This window comes from Proteus sp. G2675 (genome assembly GCF_963886535.1).
In the GTDB taxonomy this organism is placed as follows: domain Bacteria; phylum Pseudomonadota; class Gammaproteobacteria; order Enterobacterales; family Enterobacteriaceae; genus Proteus; species Proteus mirabilis.
Genome location: NZ_CAWPCB010000040.1, coordinates 131,595 through 151,069, shown reverse-complemented (window position 1 = coordinate 151,069; position 19,475 = coordinate 131,595). Strand labels below are relative to the sequence as shown.

Genomic DNA, 19,475 nt, shown 5'->3' with positions numbered 1-19,475 from the left:
AAGCAGGAACCCGCCGAGGTGATTCAGACATCAGTCTGAACGCAGTAGGGATCCACGTCCTTTGGGGCGTGGAGGATGTCAAATAGTGATGATGAATAAACCAGCATAAAATAAATGATTAATAATCAGTGAGTTATTTTGTTTGTTGATTTTTTGAACGCATAACTATTTTGTACAAATGGCGTCAACTATGATAAAACGCAATAGTTAGTTATAATTCTTAGATAATTATTCTTTCCGGTGATAGAATGCCAACCTTGTTTTTCTCTGTATTGAACTCTTTGTTAAGAATAACAATTCAGTATGAATAACACCGCGCTTTAACTCTGTCTTGAATCACAATGTTTTTGGTAAAAGCAGCCCAAAAATAAGGGCATAATAGAATAACTAGAGGTTTTTAGTGTCAACTGCAAACACACCTGAAGATGAACAGAAACCGAGTCTGAATGCGTTTAAACAGCCTCGTGCATTTTATCTCATCTTCTCAATCGAATTATGGGAACGTTTTGGATATTACGGCTTACAAGGGATCATGGCCGTTTATCTGGTTAAAATGCTGGGTATGAGTGAGGCGGAAGCTATCACTGTTTTTGCCGCATTTACCGCATTAGTTTATGGCTTTGTGGCAATTGGTGGCTGGCTTGGCGATAAAATTCTCGGGACAAAAAGGGTTATTGTCCTAGGGGCTATTGTGCTGGCAATTGGTTATGCCATGGTTGCTTTCTCCGATCATGATAAAGATATGATTTACTGGGGTTTAGCCACTATTGCGGTGGGTAATGGTTTATTTAAAGCCAACCCTTCCTCTTTATTAGCCACCTGTTATGAGAAAGATGATCCACAATTAGATGGTGCATTTACCATGTACTATATGTCGATTAATGTGGGATCATTTTTATCCATGTTAGCGACACCATGGTTAGCGGCGAATTATGGTTGGGATGTCGCTTTCGCATTAAGTGTGGTGGGGATGTTGATCACACTGGCAAACTTTATGCTATGTCGCGGTTGGATCAAAGATAAAGGCTCTAGGCCTGACTTTGAGCCACTAAACTACCTGAAACTGTTATTAACGCTGGTGGGGATTGTTGCTTTAACGGCAGTATCAACGTGGTTATTACATAATAATGAAGTGGCAACATGGTCTTTAGCGATTATTTCATTAGGTATTATCCTGATTTTTGCCCGTGAAACTTTTATGATGAAAGGGGTTGCACGGCGTAAAATGATCGTCGCTTTCTTACTGATGGTGGAAGCCGTGGTATTTTTTGTTCTTTATGATCAAATGCCAACATCATTAAACTTTTTTGCAATCCATAATGTTGAACACGCTATTTTAGGCTTTAGTGTTGAGCCAGAGCAATTTCAATCACTTAACCCATTTTGGATCATGCTAGCTAGTCCATTATTGGCTGCTATATATAACTTTATGGGTGATAAATTACCCATGCCTTATAAATTCACAGTGGGAATGTTTTTGAGTGCAACTGCATTCTTAGTATTACCATTGGGGGCGAGTATGGCAAATGAAGCTGGTATCGTTTCATCATGGTGGCTTGTTGCCAGTTATGGCTTTCAAAGTATTGGTGAGCTGATGATCTCAGGATTAGGTCTTGCGATGGTGGCCCAACTAGTGCCACAGCGTTTAATGGGCTTTATTATGGGCGCATGGTTCTTAACATCTGCGGCAGCTGCAATTATTGCTGGTAAAGTGGCAAGCTTAATGGCCGTTCCTGAAGACGTACAAAATGCACACGCTTCATTAGAAATTTATAGCAGTGTATTTTTACAAATAGGTATCGTAACAGGTGTTATTGCACTGTTAATGCTATTTACTGCCCCTATGCTGAGTAAAATGACACAGTAATATGTGAAATTTATTGTCAGACAATAAAAGGATGCTCTAGGGCATCCTTTTTTATATCTATTTAAAAATAAAGTTAATTTTAACAAAAAATATCTATAGTACTTGATAATGTTGTTTTTTATTTATACTTGTTTTATACACTTTACTCATTATATAATGAATAAAGTGTAAAAGAGAGGTGGGTATGAACAGCGTAATACAAAAACGAACATCACAACAATTATCGGTAGAGAGAGTGGCTGTTCTAGAAAGAATGACTGTTCTTACAAAAGAATTGGTTAATGAATTAGCAGAGAAGAAAAGTTTAGCAAGTGCTTTAAAAATGAGTGATAACGAATTGGCTCAGTTAATTTTTGAAACTCAACTGATACGTTCGTCTGCAATTTCACCAAGAGAACAACGTAAAATAGCCCGTTTAAACGAAGGCGCTATTAAGTTTTCTGAACGGCTAAAAGAGCTTGGAGGCACATGTAGAGCTAGCCAAGCTGCAGCTATTTTGGGAGTAAAACGTCAAACGATTAATAATCGGTTAAAGGCTAATAAACTATTAGCGGTTAAAGTGGGAGGAGAATATCGATTACCTATTTTTCAATTTGATGGTAATCGATTAGTGGATGGATTAGATGAGATCTTAATTTTATTGGATAGTTTAAGCTCAACAACAAAAGTATCATTTTTAACGAGTATGTATTTTTTTGAGGATGAACAAGATATTAATGTTATTGATGCGCTTAAAAAATATGGACGCATGAGTGAACAAATGCAAGAAATTATTCATCAAGCTAAACTTTTTGGAAAACATATTTCAAATTAATAAAAATCTACTCATTATCGTTGATCTTAAAATGTAATGTTTCAGTAATGATCTCAAGTCCTGTAATGTCTTGATAGGGCCAATTTTGCGGAAAATTTTCTTTTTTACAATCTTATCAATTGATTGATATATAACAAGATTAAATTCAGATAAACTACAGTGATTAGATTAATTATATTGATGCAACAACACCACCTATTAGAGTGGTGTTGTTGTGAATAATAAATTCTAAGGAGAGTAAAATATTTCTTGCTAGCAACGATTAACTAGCGACTTTATCAACTTGCAATGCTATCTCTTTTTCCCGTGAGCTGGTGTTTACCGCGATCCAGCCTTTATAAGCTAAAGGTAAGAATGCGATAACAATGGCTAATGCAGAAACAGCTGCAACATAATAAGCTCCTGCCATTGCCGTTTTTTCCAACCAAGCGCCCGTTAACATTGGCGTTAAGCCACCAAATACGGCATAGGCCATATTATAAGCAAAAGAGAGGCCAGAAAAACGAATTGAAGGAGGAAATGCTCTAGTACTCACAATTGGCGTTGTGGAAATTGCACCGACAAAAAAGCCCATCAAACCATAGTTAAATGCTAATTGGATACCAGACATATTGGCATCTAAGCTTCCATAAAAATGGAATGCGGTAACAATTAATCCACCCCATGATAAGGTCATGGATGCACGGGTTCCTAATTTATCCCCCAACCAGCCCCAGAAGATACATCCTAAGGTCAGCGTTAAGGTGGCAACACAGTTAGCTTCTAACGATGTTGTTCTGTCTATTTTGTAGATCCCTTCAACAATGACACTGGGTGTCATCAAAATAGTAACAACAATAGCTGTAGATAAAGACCATGTTAATGCTGCAGTAATTAAGCAGGCTTGTTTATGGTTTTTGATAACCGAAACCACAGGCATTTCTTGTGCTAAGGCTTTTTTAGCCGCCATCTCTTTAAAGATAGGTGTTTCTTGTAAAAAACGACGTAAATAAACCGAGATCAAGCCAAATATACCACCTAAAATAAAGGGAATTCGCCATGCAAAATCATTCACTTCTTGAGCGCTATAGCTGCGTTGTACAATAATAGCGACGATAGAGCCTAATAAGATGCCACCAGTAATACCGGATGTTAAGGTACCCACCCCTAAGCCATAACGCTGTTTCGGTGTGTGTTCGGCAATAAATACCCAAGCCCCGGGCATTTCACCACCGATAGCCGCTCCTTGCATAATACGCATCAATAACAGTAATAACGGTGCAGCCACACCGATGCTGGCATAGGTAGGTAATAAGCCAATCACCAAAGTAGGTACAGCCATTAAAAAGATACTTAAGGTAAACATACGTTTACGGCCGATAATATCGCCATAGTGAGCCATAATGATGCCACCTAAAGGACGAGCAAGATAACCGGCAGCAAAAATACCTAATGTCTGCATCTGAGCGATAAAAGCGTTATCACCAGGAAAGAATAAATGGCTCAATGTTTTCGTAAAGAACACGAAGATCACGAAATCATAGAACTCCAATGTTCCTCCTAGTGAGGATAAACCCAACGTTTTATAGTCGTTGCGGTTTAAAGGTCTTGCCGTAGGTTGACTCAACGGCTGAGTGGAGTGTGATTGTGATGTCATAATAACAACCTATATTAATCATCGTGATAAAAAAGAGTAAATAACCAAACCATCAATAAAATTCTTAAAAAAGTTGATCACAAAGGTGGCAATAAATAACGTTAAAAAGTTATTTATCGTCTTTTATACAAGAAAGAATAATATTGTAATGATGTAAATAGTTATATCAGGAAGCTCTTTATGAAGTAAAGAGCATAAAATAAAACAATTTGATAAGTTGTCATTGTGAGCATCTGTGGTTTTTAATGCTAAGTTTTGTTTGTTTTGTGATTTTTAGGGCGGTTTTTGTTTTCTTGTGTAGTTTTTTAATAAAATTAGAGGTTTTGTTCTTACCTTTATTTTCATTTATTAGTTATGGTTAAAAAAACTATTTATTGAATATCATTTCAATTTTTCTAAATTGAATTAAATAATAAAATTAGCGTTATTTTAATTTATTATTTCTTGTTAATTAAATAATAATTAGATTATTATTTAATAAATATTGATGTTTTGTAGCAATATAACCTGTTATTAGTATTGTTTTTAGGGTATTAATCTAAAATGAATCTAGTTGTTTATTGGTTTTAAATTTCTTAAAATTGAAAATTATTGATATTAAATGTCAATAAATATGGTTATTGTAAGCGTGGTTACGCATTTTTATTTAAAATATAGATTTTAAATAGTTAAATGATAAATAGGGAAAAACAGCAAAAATCATCTCAAAGCGTCATTATCTGGTTATAATTACATCAGATGTCGGTGGATATAGCAGGGGGAGTGATGAATTCAATTTCGATAAGTGCGGTGTTGTTAGCCGCGATTGTGCTATTTGCATCTGTGTTTGTTGTCGCTTTAGCTAGTAGTCTGCTACTAAAAAAAACGCTGTATGGGAGTCTGCAACAAGATAATTTATCAGTCAGTGTTGCGGTAAGAAGAACGTTTATGGTATCGCTTGTTGTCGCATTACTACTGGTCTATTACTTTCTTTCAACAACAACCTAAAAAATCTATAAAAACAAAAACGCCACTGTGATGTACTCTACAGTGGCGTTTTTATCTGTTTTATTAAACTAAGAAAATAGTGGCTAGGCCTAAGAAAATAAAGAAGCCACCAGTATCGGTGATCGCGGTGATCATCACACTTGAGCCAATAGCCGGATCTTTACCCAGTTTTATCATGGTCATCGGTATTAATACTCCCATCAAGGCAGCCATTAATAGGTTGAGTACCATGGCCATTGTCATTACGGCGCCCATCGCAACATCACCATAAAGGAAGTAAGTTACAACTCCCATTATTCCCCCCCAAACAATACCGTTGATAAGGGCAACACCTAACTCTCTTAAAATTAAGAACGAGAAACTACCAGTCTGAATTTGATGTAGTGCTAATGCACGCACAATCATAGTAATGGTTTGGTTACCGGTATTTCCCCCAATACCTGCAACAATGGGCATTAAAGTTGCTAAGGCGACTAATTGGGAAATGGTATGCTCAAACACACCGATAACACGAGAAGCGACAAAAGCAGTACATAAGTTGATAGCAAGCCATGTCCAACGTGTTTTAACCGCTTGCCCGACAGGGGCGAATACATCCTCTTCTGGGCTTAACCCCCCCATACGACGAATGTTGGTATCGCTCTCTTCATGCATATTATCGACGATATCTTCAACGGTTAAACGTCCCATTAACAGCCCATTACTATCAACAACTGCAGCCGAAATTAAGTCATAACGTTCGAACGCACCCGCTGCATCTTCGCCTTTCTCTTCGGGCATAAAGCTGACAGTATCGGTTTTCATGACATCAGAGACCCGTTTATCCGGCGACTGGGTTAATACTGTGGTTAAGGGTAATTCACCTAACAGATGATTGGCATTATCAATAACGAAAATTTTATCCGTGGCTTCAGGAATAGAGCCACGTTGGCGTAAATAACGTTGAACCGTTTTTAATGTTACGTTGCCACGCACGGTGACAAACTCAAAATCCATCATCTGTCCAACACTATCCTTCGGATATTGCAGGACTTCTCTGATCCTATTACGCAGACTTGGTTCTAAATAGGTCAAAAGACGACGCATGGTATCACGGGGTAAATGCTCCGCAATATAGGCCTGTTCATCCACATGCAAAGAAGCGACTGAGCGTAATAATTCACGATCCGTCATATCTTTAATTAGGCTGTCCCAAACGGCGACAGAGGCTTCGACTAAAACCGCACCACGCTCATTATTATCAACCAAATGCCATAGGGCTAAACGTTCATCATAGGGAAGGGCTTCAAGAATATCTGCAATATCTGCCGCGTGTAGATCTTGTAGTAATTCTCTAACAGTGGTGATTTTTTCATGAAGTTCATGGTGGCTCAGCCTATCACTTTCACTTGCTTCACCTAACACTGTTTCAACAAAACGGTCATCTTCAAGAAAGATGTTCAGAATTTGTTGACGCAGGTGTGCCACTTTTTGTGAATATGGATTGATGGCAGCCGCAGTATCATTATTGATAGCTGATTGAGACATGTTATTCCTTTTTAATTCTTACGAGGGAGATAACCATTAGTATTCATTATTCCATTTTAGGATGATTATCGGTCTTCTCCATATAAAAAAATAGCGATCTTGAAAATATTACATTGGGTATTTTCATATTATCGTCACAAATCAAACCTTACGTTGTTATGTGATAGTTGTTGTATGATAAATGCAACAAAAGACGCATTATACCGCGTCTTTTTCTGTATAATATCATATTGTTAAGCAGATTCCTCTTTTATATCCAGTTTCCAGCCTGGAACGGTCTGCCAATGCTCCTGTTCTTTTTCTAAATCCAATTCCATCAATGTGTTATCGGCAAGATAATTTTTAGGAAAATAGAGTGTCCAGTGATTATCATCGGTCACTAAACGTAAAGAAACCGGTTTAGTGGTTGATTGACGCTGATTATTAAGTAGTGTTGCTAACCTAAGTATTTGTACTAATGGATAATACTGTTTCTTTTTATATAGATTAAATTTAGGTAACTCATCAAACTTAATTGCTTTGCGATGATAGCGAACTAATGTAGTTAATAATTGTTGTTGTTCTTGATTAAAACCGGGTAGATCTGTATTCGAAAGAATATAAGCAGAATGACGATGCAAACCACTTAAATTGATACTTAATCCCACTTCATGCAACATCACCGCCCATACTAAAATCGCTTCTAGATCAGGACGAACCAGTTTAGGATTTTGTTCCGCCCACTGAGCATACAGTGATTGCATTGTGGTGAGGACACGCTTAGCTTGTTCACGATCGATATTATAGTGTTCAGCAAGGCTTTTGGCGGTACGCTGGCGAATATCTTGATGACGAAAACGGCCTTCCATTTCATACAATACACCTTCACGTAATGCACCATCAGATAAATGGAGAGCCTTTAAGCCTAGGGTATCGAAAATACCGCATAAAATGGCTAAACCAGGTACAAAACTGTGTTTACGTTCATCGGATAATCCCGGTAGGGTGATATCCTTAAATTTTTTAAACCGTAGTACCTGTTTGGTCAACATTAATAGGCGTTCAGGGGTGATCACACCATCTTTTTCACCAAATTCAACCAAAATTTCATGTGCAGCTTTGATAGTACCCGATGCGCCTAATGCGACATCCCAGCCGGTCATTTTATATTGCCAAGCAATTTTTTCCATTTTACGTGCTGCTTTTTCGCGTGCTTTACGAAAAGCGGATTCGCTAATTTTTTGGTTCGGGAAAAATTGACGGCTAAAACTGACACACCCCATACGCTGGCTTTCGATCAAGATGGGTTCAAAATTTTCTCCGATCACTAATTCGGTAGAGCCTCCACCAATATCAATCACTAGCTTACGCCCTTTTTCAGATTGCGTATGCTCAACGCCCATAAAGATCAGGCGTGCTTCTTCGTGACCAGAAATAATTTCAATAGGATAGGGCATCACCTCTTTTGCGCGTTGCAAAAAGACTTTGGCATTGCTAGCAACCCGTAACGTATGTGTACCGACCACAGTGACATTTTCTGCTGGAAATCCCTGTAACCTTTCAGCAAAAAGGGAAAGTGCAGAAAGCCCCCGCAACATAGCTTCTTCACTGAGTTTATCATTATCATCAAGGCCATCGGCAAGATATACCCGTTGTTTTAAACGACTTAATACCTGTAAGGCACCATTGACAACACGGGCTATGATCATATGAAAACTATTAGAACCAAGGTCTATAGCCGCAATTTCTAAAGGACGTGGTGAAGAAGAGTCATCTTGTAATAAAGGCATTGATTACGCTCGTGATCCTGGTTGTTCTAATGATTTAAGGTATTCATATACAGCAAGTTGGGCGCGGATCTTACGTTTATTTCCTCGAGGAACATAGCTATTTGTTAGATCTTTATCTAAATATCGTGCTTTTACAGTATCATTAAACTGGATCTCAAGAATATCCAAAATACGCTGTTTTAGCTGAGGGTCGAGTAGTGGTACGGCAACTTCAATACGATAATCAAGGTTACGAGTCATCCAGTCTGCGGATGATAGGAAAATTTTCTCATCCCCTTTATTGGTAAAGACATAAACACGATCATGCTCTAAAAAGCGGTCAACAATACTGGTGACCTGAATATTTTCACTAAAATCGGGCTGATTAGGGACTAAAGAGCACATACCGCGTACTAATAGGCGGATTTTAACACCTGCTTGTGAGGCATCATAAAGACGATTAACTAACTCTTCATCGACTAAATTGTTAACTTTTAAGGTAATACCCGCAGGGTGCCCCGCTTGAGCATTGTGAATTTCATTTGTGATCAACTGGTTTAACAAAATACGTGAGTTTTGCGGTGATACCATTAAATGTTCAAAAGTCACCGGACGATAAGGGTTTTCAATAAAATTGAACACTCGACGTACTTCATTATTAATTTCTGTATTCGCGGTTAACAGAGAATAATCGGTATAAAGGCGTGCGGTTTTTTCATTAAAATTCCCGGTACCAATATGTGCATAGCGAATGATTTCGCCTTCTTCTAAACGAGAAATAATAAATAATTTCGCATGAATTTTTAAGCCGGGCGCTGAAAAGATAACGTGGACGCCAGCTTCGGTTAAGCGTTTAGCCCAATGTATATTCGCGGCTTCATCAAAGCGAGCTTGTAATTCAACGACCACAGTGACACGTTTACCATTGTGGGCGGCGTGGATCATCGAATCGATAATCCGAGAGTCTTTTGCTACGCGATAGATATTGATTTTTATCGAAATAACACTGGGATCAAAAGACGCTTGGCGTAATAATTCCAATACATGCTCAAAGGTATGATAAGGATAATAAAGTAACACATCACGTTCACGGATCGCATCAAAGCCATTACGGAAATTATCAAACCAAACATGTCGTAAACGAGGAATAGGTTTATTTAATAGAAACTTACTTCCCTCATTAGGAAAATTAATAAAGTCTTTAAAGTTGTGATAACGCCCACCAGCAATGACCGAGTCATTATTAGATAAACCTAATTTGCTACGCAGTAAAGCAACCATTTCATCGGGCATATCACGTTGATAGACAAAACGAACAGGCTCAGCGGTAAGGCGCTGTTTTAAGGTAGATGACATCATTTCTAATAAGCTGGATTCCATTTCAGTGGCTAAATCATATTCAGCATCACGTGTCATTTTCATGGAATAAGCATTTAAAGAATCATAGTCAAAGAAGCCTTTAAAAATCTCATCAAGACAATAGCGTAAGATATTATCCAGCAAAATCATTGACTTTTTCTTACCTCGGCCTTGTTCTGTAGGCAGAATAACAAAACGAGGGACTTTATCAGAGGGGATCTCTAACAAAGCGTAGTGAATAGTTTGCCCCTGAGCAATTTCAACGGCTAAATATGTGTAGTCATCTTTTAAAAACTCAACCAAATTAGTTTCAGGGTTGATAAGGATCGGCGTGATATGTTTTCTTAAGTTTTGGCGAAAATATTGGCGTAACCAAATTTGTTGGTTAGGTGAGATTTGCCGTTCATTGATTAAAAAAATCTGATTACGCGCCATTTCTAAAAGCAAGTCGTTATACAGTGCGTCGAATTCTTGGTCGGCTTTGGCAACTTTAGATTGGATTTTTTTGATTAAATGACGAGCGTGACTAGAGCCAGAGCGTGAGCCGCGCTCCTCATTAATTAAAATACGCCGTTTTACATCCGCAAAGCGAACTTTATAAAACTCATCAAGATTATTTGAATAGATCCCCAAAAACCTGACCCTTTCGATTAGCGGGTTACGTTTATCTGCCGCCTCTTGCAATACTCGCTCGTTAAACGCAAGCCAGCTGATCTCTTTATCAATATAGAGTCGTTCTTGGGACATCTGAACTCCAACATGGGTTAAAGTTAAATCTTATTATCTGAATTAATCAGACATATTGTTTTATCGTTGCACCCGGTTTAACAAAATTTTCCGGTCTTGCTGCTTTGGCTTTTTGTTCAAAATAAGGGGCTTGGAATGTACACATTCTAATCGCAGAACGGTAAGAGCCATTAACAAAAAACTCATCTATTAAATCACCTTCTTTCTTAAAGCCAAGCTTTTCATAAATATGAATCGCTTTAGCATTCTCTTTATCGACGATTAAATAGAGTTTGTATAAATTAAGTACAGAAAAAGCGTAGTCCATCGCTAACTTTGCCGCGCGGGCTGCATAACCATGGCCTTGATGAGCAGGGGCGATAATGATTTGAAACTCAGCACGACGATGAACATAATCAATTTCAACCAGCTCAACTAAACCGACTTTTGTGCCTTCACTTTCAGCAATAAAACGTCGTTCACTTTGGTCGTGAATATGTTTTTCATATAGGTCGCTTAACTCAATAAATGCTTCATAAGGCTCTTCAAACCAGTAGCGCATAACGCTAGCATTATTATCAAGTTTATGGACAAAAGGAAGGTCTTCTCTTTCGAGAGGACGTAATTTTATAGGTGGAACTTTCTTACCACCGGACATAAGCACCTCGGTGAAAATGCATTGAATAAAAAGAGAAAAGGGTGACACAATAAAAGTCACCGCGGGCTACAGTGTAGCACAAAGTGACTTTTTATCTTAAGTGAAACCGTTAATCAAGATTGTCAAACAGAACATTACCATCAAGTAGCGCCCGATTATCTATCATTTTTAATCTATCTTCTGCTAACCAACTAATTGCGAGAGGATAAATGCGATACTCTTGTGTTTGTATTTTTGCTTGCAAACTTTGTTCGGTATCATCAGGAGAGACGGGAATACGCGCTTGAATGATCATCGGGCCACCGTCTAATTCTTCCGTGACAAAGTGTACGGTAGTACCATGAAAAGTATCTTTATTCTCAATAACTTGTTTATGTGTATGCAGACCGGGATATTTGGGAAGTAAAGAGGGATGAATATTTAATAGCTTATGCTGATAATGGTTGACAAATAACGGCGATAAAATACGCATAAAGCCAGCAAGAACCACAATATCAGGCTGATAGCCATCAATTTGAGTGATTAACGCTTTATCATAAGCTTCTCTATCAGGATAATCAGCCGGATCGATAAAGTAAGCAGGGATATCCGCTTGTCTCGCTCGTTCAAGCCCATAAGCTTGTGCTTTATTGCTGAAAACAGCCACAACTTGGCCTGCGATTTTATGCGCCCTACAGGCGTCAATAATCGCCTGTAGGTTGCTACCATTTCCTGAGATCAGGACCACAATATTTTTCATGGGGGTACTTTTACTAATTGATAATCACTTGTGCATCACCCGCTGCTTGCGGGGCAATATCACCAATTAACCATGCCTTTTCACCACAGGCATTAAGATGTGATAGCGTTTTTTCAACATCAGCTTGGCTCACGGCGATTAATAAGCCGACACCACAGTTAAAGGTACGATACATTTCATGAGTGCTGACATTACCTGCCTGTTGTAGCCAGTTAAAGACCTCAGGCCACTGCCAACTTTGGCTATTAATACGAGCTTGCGTATTTTCAGGTAGCACGCGCGGAATATTTTCCCAAAATCCACCGCCAGTAATATGTGCCACTGCGTGAATATCAACGTTTTCAATTAATGACAGGAGTGATTTTACATAAATACGGGTTGGCGCTAAGAGTTTATCAGCCAGTGATGTATCACCTAATGGGGTAGTTTCAGCACAGGCACCACTGACTTCAAGAATTTTTCTGATCAGTGAATAGCCATTAGAATGAGGGCCACTTGAAGCGAGAGCAATTAATGCATCACCCGCTTTAACTTTGCTACCATCGATAATCTGTGATTTTTCAACGACACCAACACAAAAACCGGCGATATCATAATCGTTACCATGATACATGCCGGGCATTTCCGCTGTTTCGCCACCCACTAAGGCACAGCCGGATTGCTTACAACCTTCAGCGATACCCGTTACAACCCGTGCGGCAGTATCGACATCTAACTTGCCTGTGGCATAGTAGTCAAGAAAGAAGAGAGGCTCAGCACCTTGAACGATTAAATCGTTAACACACATTGCGACTAAATCGATACCAATATCATCGTGGCGATTTAAGTCCATCGCAAGGCGAAGTTTAGTACCGACACCGTCAGTGCCTGACACTAAAATAGGTTCGCGGTATTTAGTGGGAATAGCGCATAATGCCCCAAAACCACCTAAACCCCCCATAACTTCAGGACGGCGAGTTTCTTTTACTACACTTTTAATACGATCGACTAAAGCATTACCTGCATCAATATCGACACCGGCATCTTTATAGCTGAGAGAGGATTTGTTAGTCACGTCTAGCCCTCACGGCAAGTTGCTGTTAAGAAAAAATGTGTGCGATGGCTATTCTAACAGGCAAAGCAAACGTTTGCGAGGATCTTCTTTTTAGATCACAATTATTCATGTTAGTGTGGTTAAAAGCTGTGCGATTGATCAATATCAATAGAAAAACGATGGAAAGTCACTAAAAAAGCGGTATAATCTCGCGATTTTTTTGTCTGGCTGCGTCGTACATTAGGAGAAATTATGAAGATCGTTGAGGTAAAACACCCACTCATTCAACATAAATTGGGGCTGATGCGAGATCATGATATAAGCACTAAACGCTTTCGTGAATTAGCTTCAGAAGTTTCCAGTCTACTGACGTATGAAGCTACCGCCGATTTAGAAACAGAGACGGTAACAATTGAAGGTTGGTGTGGCCCGGTTGAGATAGAACAGATTAAAGGAAAAAAAATTACTGTTGTACCTATCCTCCGTGCCGGTCTTGGGATGATGGATGGAGTATTAGAAAATATTCCTAGCGCCCGGATCAGTGTAGTTGGTGTTTACCGCGATGAAGAAACCTTAAAGCCCGTCCCTTACTTCCAGAAACTAGCCTCTCATATTGAAGAACGTATGGCACTTGTTGTTGACCCAATGTTAGCAACTGGTGGCTCTATGATTGCCACAATTGATTTATTAAAAAATTCAGGCTGTACTTCAATTAAAGTTTTAGTGTTAGTGGCTGCGCCTGAGGGGATCAAAGCATTAGAAGAAGCTCATCCTGATGTTGAGTTATATACTGCATCGATTGATAAGCATCTTAATGAGCATGGGTACATTGTCCCAGGCCTTGGTGATGCGGGTGATAAGATATTTGGTACAAAATAATGATTAAGCCGACTTTGATAGTCGGCTTTTTTTTGGATCACTTATTGGTTTGTTTTATCGCTGAAATTTAAATTCCATTTATATCTATTTTAAAGAGAGGTCGTAAGCATGACTCGTCGTGCAATCGGGGTAGAAGAGCGCCCACCATTATTACAAACAATCCCATTGAGTTTTCAACATCTGTTTGCCATGTTTGGTGCTACTGTACTTGTGCCGATTTTGTTTAAGGTTAATCCGGCCACCATATTATTGTTTAACGGTATCGGTACTCTGCTTTATCTCTTTATCTGTAAAGGTCGTATTCCTGCTTATTTAGGTTCAAGTTTCGCCTTTATCTCTCCGGTGTTATTGCTACTTCCTTTAGGCTATGAATTAGCATTGGGCGGGTTTATTGTCTGTGGGGTGCTATTTTGCCTTGTTGCTGGCATTGTGAAAATCGCCGGACGAGGATGGATTAATGTGATGTTTCCTCCTGCGGCAATGGGCGCAATCGTTGCCGTAATAGGTCTTGAGTTGGCCGGAACCGCCGCTAATATGGCTGGATTATTACCTAGCGCAGATAATCCCGTTGATAGTCAAACATTGATAATCTCTATGGTGACACTGGGTGTGACTATTTTAGGCTCAGTGATGTTTAGGGGATTTTTGGCTATTATTCCTATTCTTATTGGCGTGTTAGCCGGTTACGCACTCTCTTTCTTTATGGGCGTTGTTGATGTGACACCGATTAAAGAAGCCAATTGGTTTGCTCTGCCTACCTTTTATTCGCCGCGTTTTGAGTGGAGTGCTATTTTTATTATCTTGCCGGCGGCATTAGTGGTTATTGCCGAACACGTAGGGCACCTTGTGGTAACCGCGAATATTGTTCAACGTGATCTCATGAAAAACCCAGGCTTACATCGCTCTATGTTTGCAAATGGTTTTTCAACCATTATCTCCGGATTTTTTGGCTCTACACCTAACACGACTTACGGTGAAAATATCGGTGTTATGGCTATTACTAAAGTGTATAGCACTTGGGTCATTGGTGGTGCAGCAATTATCGCCATCTTACTTTCTTGTGTTGGTAAATTGGCAGCCGCGATTGCAGCGGTTCCCGTACCGGTAATGGGCGGTGTCTCTTTATTACTGTATGGTGTAATAGGGGCGTCCGGTATTCGCGTATTATTAGATTCGAAAGTTGATTATAACAAACCACAAAACTTGATATTAACAGCGATCATTTTAATTGTCGGTGTAAGTGGTGCATCAATTCAAATTGGCGCAGCTGAACTAAAAGGCATGGCTTTAGCAACGATAGTCGGTATTGTTTTAAGTTTAGTATTTAAGTTGGTGAGTATTATTCGTCCAGAAACTGAGTTAGTGGATGATACTCTGGAGTCAATTAACGAACATACAAACACCAAGTAATCATTGATGAGCTTTTTTCGCTAATATTTCGTCATTGAACTAAAAAGCAGTCATAGACTGCTTTTTTTATTGGTTATTTTTTATTCTTATAAGATAAACAAGAACTCTTTTGTTATAAAAAGCGTTTAAAACTTAGAAAAAGAAAATAAACTTAATAATAATATTTATTTAACGCAAATAAATGAGACAATGAGATTGTTAGTGGTTTAGTGATAGCGATACTTTTTAGCTATTATTGAGCTAAAAATTATTTTAAGGTTGTAACAAAGCTTTTAAAAGGGTGACGACGCTAGTTATGGAAAAACTTGTTGATATATACGACTTTATCGTATCTAAGCAGATTTTCACCACGCTGTTTTTAGTGATCACGTTGCTGGTGGTGTGGTTTCTGGCAAAGATGATCTTTCGTCGTATAGCCAAGCGTCTATTGTTTTTATTCACCGAACTCTCAGATGAAGAGACGATAGAAGATATTGCGAAAAAAAGTGCCTCTATTGTTGCAGTCACTCTGGTTCTCTATATAAACCAGTTATTGCCTTCGTTTTCAGCACAGATGAATATTATCTTTGAAACGGTTTGTCGTGCTTTTATCGTCATCAATATTGCTTCTCTTCTTAATAACGCGTTAGATATTTTTAATATCAGGCATGCTAAAAAATCGTGGCACCGTAACAATTCGATTAAAGGTTATATTGAAATTGCTAAGATAGTGGTGTGGATCATCGCCTTTATTCTTATTATCGCGCTATTTACTGAACAATCCCCACTGATTATTATTTCCAGCTTTGGTGCGATCGCTGCGGTATTGATGTTTGTTTTCCAACATACCCTTATCTCATTCGTCGCTAATATTCTGATCTCAAATGGTAAAGTGTTAAAACTATATGATTGGATTGAATTACCCAGCAGTAATATTAGTGGTGAAGTGATTGATATCGCACTGCACACAATTACAGTACGTAATTGGGATAACACGATTTCTCGTATACCCACAAAGGACTTTTTAACCGAAAAATACACTAACTGGCAACCGATGTTCTCTTCAGGAGGCCGTCGTATCAAGCGTAGTTTCTATATTGATCAATCCTCTATTTCATTTGCTACAGAACAGTTAGTGCAGGAGCTAAAAAATACTGCGCCACTTAAAAAAAGCATTGAAGCGATGTTAGAAGGTAAAGAAGAAGAGATAGGCGATATTAATACTTGGTTAGAAACCAACGGGGTGACCAATCTACAACTTTTTAGAAAGTATATGTTAAATTGGATCAAAATGCGTGGTGATGTGAGGCCGGATATGTATTTGGTGATAAGAACAATGCCCCCCACACCAATGGGATTACCCGTTGAATTATATTGTTTCACTCGTGCTACCACATGGGTGGAATATGAAGAGACGCAATCAGAAATTTTTGAGTATATAAATGCTTGTGCTAAGTATTTTAAATTAGATATTTACCAGCAACCCTCAGGTCACGATCTCTCTAAGATAACGTTTAAATAGTGAAATAGAATGGCTAAACTGATCTTATATTGATGTCAAAATAAACAGTTTCGCTATTTATTGCTGTCATCTTAAGCAGCTCGTCTTGCTTTTTTAATATTGATTCTGTCATTGATAGAATTTGTGTTAGAATCACGACGTTTATTAAACTATTCAGGTGAGGTGCTTCTGAATACGCCATCACAGCTATCATTACCACTATCTCTGCCCGATGATGAGACATTCGATAGCTTTTACGCAGGGGAAAATGCATCACTCGTTGCAGCGATCCAAACTGCTATTCACCAATCACATGGCAGTTATATCTATTTCTGGTCTCGTGATGGGGGCGGAAAAAGCCACTTGTTGCATGCAGCTTGTGCAGAGCTTTCTTTAGCCGGAGATGCAGTTGGTTATGTTCCTCTTGATAAACGGGCTTATTTCGTACCAGATGTGCTTGAAGGTATGGAGCATCTTTCATTAGTTTGTATCGATAACGTTCAATGTATTGCGGGTGATGAAGAGTGGGAACTTGCTCTGTTTAATCTGTATAATCGCGTATTAGAACTTGGTCGCACCTGTCTATTAATCACAGGGGATAGACCTCCCCGTCAAATTGATTTACAACTTCCTGATCTCGCTTCTCGCCTAGATTGGGGGCAAATTTATCGCTTACAACCGCTAAGCGATGAAGAAAAAATTCAAGCACTACAATTAAGAGCGAAACTACGTGGATTTGAATTACCCGAAGATGTGGGTCGTTTTGTATTAAAGCGCTTAGATAGAAAAATGCGCACATTATTTGAAATGCTAGATGAACTCGATCACGCCTCTATTGTGGCTCAACGTAAGCTGACCATTCCTTTCGTAAAAGATATTCTTAAGCTTTAATCGCAAGCTATTTAAAACAACGCATTATGCAATAGATAACCAGTAATAAAAAACCGCTTATCTCGAAAGATAAGCGGTGAGTGCAACAAATAAAGAATGGGGGAAATAATTAATGTGCTTCTACAACTTTTGTTTTCTTCTGCGGAACCACTAAGTAAATCAGATAAAGTGCGGTGATAGCCACAGTGTAACCCGTAAAGATCAACCAGAATGACTGCCAATCAATAACACCATCTGTGGTATACAAATCAATAACCCAGCCACTTAGCATCGCACCTAAATAAGTACCAAAACCATTCACTAAGGTCATAAACATACCTTGTGCGGTAGAGCGATATTGTAATGGGATCTCTTTTTCTAGGAATAGCGAGCCGGAGATATTAAAGAAATCGAAGGCACAACCATAGACAATCATGGATAACAACAGAACGATTTGGCCTAATGATGAATAGTCACCGTAAGCGAAGAAACCAAAACGTAAGATCCATGCAATCATACTAAATAATACGATAGTTTCTATTCTCACTCGTTTTAATAACAGGGGTAAAAATAGAATAAAGACCACTTCAGAAATTTGAGAAATGGATAAGAAAACAGAAGGATAATGAGCCAAGAAAGAGTCATCAGCATTAGGTGTTTTGGCCATATCTTGTAAGAATGGAACCCCAAATGTATTGGTAATTTGCAATACTGAACCTAACAATGTGGCAAAGAAAAGGAAAATAACCACATTTTTCTTTTTAAACACTTGTAAGGTATTCGATAAGCTAAAAGCGGCCACTTCTTCTTTTGCTTCTGTTTTATCTGTCGCTTTTGTCGCCGGTAAAAACATCGCAAATACCGCTAAGATAATAGAGGCTATTGCAGCAACAAACAGTTGATCGTAGCTATTACCGAAACCTAAGAAGCTAATAACCCACATTGCAGCAATAAAACCCACGGTGCCATAAACACGGATTTTTGGGAAATAGTCATTTGGCTCTAGGTGTTTTTGCTCTAGTAACTCAAAAATAATACTGTTTGCCATAGAAATGCTTGGCATAAAGAACAATAAATGCAGAAGTGTCGCAAAGAAGAGGGTAGTCACTGTGGTCATTTGGGACATCAGCACTAAAGCAAACGCGGATAAAATATGCAGGGTAATAAAGACCAGCTTACGGTTATTTATCTTGTCCGCAATAAATCCCATGATCACTGGTGCGATCAGTGATGCTAATCCTAAAGCACTAAAAATTAGCCCAACGTCAGTACCTTTAAAATGTAATTTATCAAATAGATATGAAGCAAACGTAACAAGCCAAGAGCCCCAAATAAAAAATTGGAGGAATGAAACAAGTTTGAGTCTATGTACGATGTTCATTAAATTTCCTATTAGCCTGGCAATCATCTGGTATTTTGATGATTGATTAGTTTTAGTCGCCCATATGTTGGCTATATTTTCAGTTAGTTTGCCGATATCTATACACTTTTAAAAAAAACATAACGCACTATCTCTAGTGGGATAGCGAGTAGGCATGTGTAAAAGAAGTGGCGAATTAACGTATTTTGCTATGTTGCAGTATTGTTTAAATTGTATCTCTAATATTAATTTCTGAATTGGATGATAACGAAAATAAAAATGGTTCGAAGTGTATCGCAAATCAAATCTGCCATCATATTTTCTGAAGACCATAATAAGTAGGAATTCACTCGTGTAAAGAGACTTTTGTCACAATACAAAT

At 38.5% G+C, this 19,475-nt stretch carries 15 protein-coding genes; 7 read left to right on the top strand and 8 right to left on the bottom strand.

The features are described 5' to 3' along the window. Positions 1 to 400 precede the first annotated feature (400 nt). Both dtpA and AACQ49_RS15460 read left to right on the top strand, forming a co-directional pair. Positions 401 to 1,867, top strand: coding sequence for a dipeptide/tripeptide permease DtpA (dtpA, locus tag AACQ49_RS15465; protein ID WP_004243443.1), 1,467 nt, complete (start codon positions 401 to 403; stop codon positions 1,865 to 1,867). A gap of 184 nt (positions 1,868 to 2,051) precedes the next feature. Further along, a complete protein-coding gene (locus tag AACQ49_RS15460) occupies positions 2,052 to 2,681 on the top strand; it encodes a helix-turn-helix domain-containing protein (protein ID WP_004248294.1) in 630 nt (209 codons plus the stop codon). A 262-nt stretch (positions 2,682 to 2,943) separates the two neighbouring features. On the opposite strand, the gene AACQ49_RS15455 is transcribed toward AACQ49_RS15460, so the two are convergent. Beyond that, entirely contained in the window at positions 2,944 to 4,317 is a 1,374-nt protein-coding gene (locus tag AACQ49_RS15455) for an MFS transporter (RefSeq protein ID WP_161779145.1), read from the bottom strand. A gap of 765 nt (positions 4,318 to 5,082) precedes the next feature. Between AACQ49_RS15455 and AACQ49_RS15450 the strand changes: the two genes are divergently transcribed. After that, a complete protein-coding gene (locus AACQ49_RS15450) occupies positions 5,083 to 5,304 on the top strand; it encodes a hypothetical protein (RefSeq protein WP_036895187.1) in 222 nt (73 codons plus the stop codon). 63 nt (positions 5,305 to 5,367) lie between these two features. On the opposite strand, the gene mgtE is transcribed toward AACQ49_RS15450, so the two are convergent. The 6 genes from mgtE to purM all read right to left on the bottom strand — a co-directional run bounded on the left by mgtE (position 5,368) and on the right by purM (position 13,115). Continuing rightward, entirely contained in the window at positions 5,368 to 6,831 is a 1,464-nt protein-coding gene (mgtE, locus tag AACQ49_RS15445; RefSeq protein WP_012368037.1) for a magnesium transporter, read from the bottom strand. A 233-nt stretch (positions 6,832 to 7,064) separates the two neighbouring features. After that, positions 7,065 to 8,600, bottom strand: coding sequence for an exopolyphosphatase (gene ppx / locus AACQ49_RS15440; protein ID WP_161779144.1), 1,536 nt, complete (start codon positions 8,598 to 8,600; stop codon positions 7,065 to 7,067). A gap of 3 nt (positions 8,601 to 8,603) precedes the next feature. Then, positions 8,604 to 10,685 carry a polyphosphate kinase 1 gene (ppk1, locus tag AACQ49_RS15435; RefSeq protein ID WP_004243437.1) on the bottom strand — a complete coding sequence of 694 codons (2,082 nt, stop codon included), beginning with the start codon at positions 10,683 to 10,685 and terminating at the stop codon, positions 8,604 to 8,606. A 46-nt stretch (positions 10,686 to 10,731) separates the two neighbouring features. Further along, positions 10,732 to 11,322 (bottom strand): spermidine N1-acetyltransferase, encoded by a 591-nt coding sequence (gene speG / locus AACQ49_RS15430; RefSeq protein ID WP_004243436.1) that lies wholly within the window; start codon positions 11,320 to 11,322, stop codon positions 10,732 to 10,734. A 109-nt stretch (positions 11,323 to 11,431) separates the two neighbouring features. Beyond that, the gene (gene purN, locus AACQ49_RS15425; protein ID WP_161779143.1) at positions 11,432 to 12,061 is read right to left on the bottom strand and encodes a phosphoribosylglycinamide formyltransferase; all 630 of its coding nucleotides are present in this window, start codon (positions 12,059 to 12,061) and stop codon (positions 11,432 to 11,434) included. A 13-nt stretch (positions 12,062 to 12,074) separates the two neighbouring features. Then, complete coding sequence (gene purM, locus AACQ49_RS15420; protein WP_004248288.1) at positions 12,075 to 13,115, bottom strand: phosphoribosylformylglycinamidine cyclo-ligase; 1,041 nt, start codon at positions 13,113 to 13,115, stop codon at positions 12,075 to 12,077. Between the two features lie 231 nt (positions 13,116 to 13,346). On the opposite strand from purM, the gene upp reads away from it, so the two are divergent. From upp to hda, 4 genes are all read left to right on the top strand, one after another. Next, a complete protein-coding gene (gene upp / locus AACQ49_RS15415) occupies positions 13,347 to 13,973 on the top strand; it encodes a uracil phosphoribosyltransferase (RefSeq protein WP_004248287.1) in 627 nt (208 codons plus the stop codon). 108 nt (positions 13,974 to 14,081) lie between these two features. Then, entirely contained in the window at positions 14,082 to 15,383 is a 1,302-nt protein-coding gene (uraA, locus tag AACQ49_RS15410) for a uracil permease (RefSeq protein ID WP_004243429.1), read from the top strand. Between the two features lie 295 nt (positions 15,384 to 15,678). Further along, a complete protein-coding gene (locus tag AACQ49_RS15405; protein ID WP_004243426.1) occupies positions 15,679 to 16,884 on the top strand; it encodes a mechanosensitive ion channel family protein in 1,206 nt (401 codons plus the stop codon). A gap of 162 nt (positions 16,885 to 17,046) precedes the next feature. Then, entirely contained in the window at positions 17,047 to 17,754 is a 708-nt protein-coding gene (hda, locus tag AACQ49_RS15400; RefSeq protein WP_036896130.1) for a DnaA inactivator Hda, read from the top strand. Positions 17,755 to 17,863: 109 nt separating this feature from the next. Here the strand turns inward: hda and AACQ49_RS15395 are convergent, their stop codons facing one another. Next, entirely contained in the window at positions 17,864 to 19,114 is a 1,251-nt protein-coding gene (locus tag AACQ49_RS15395) for an MFS transporter (protein WP_161779142.1), read from the bottom strand. Positions 19,115 to 19,475: the final 361 nt, after the last annotated feature.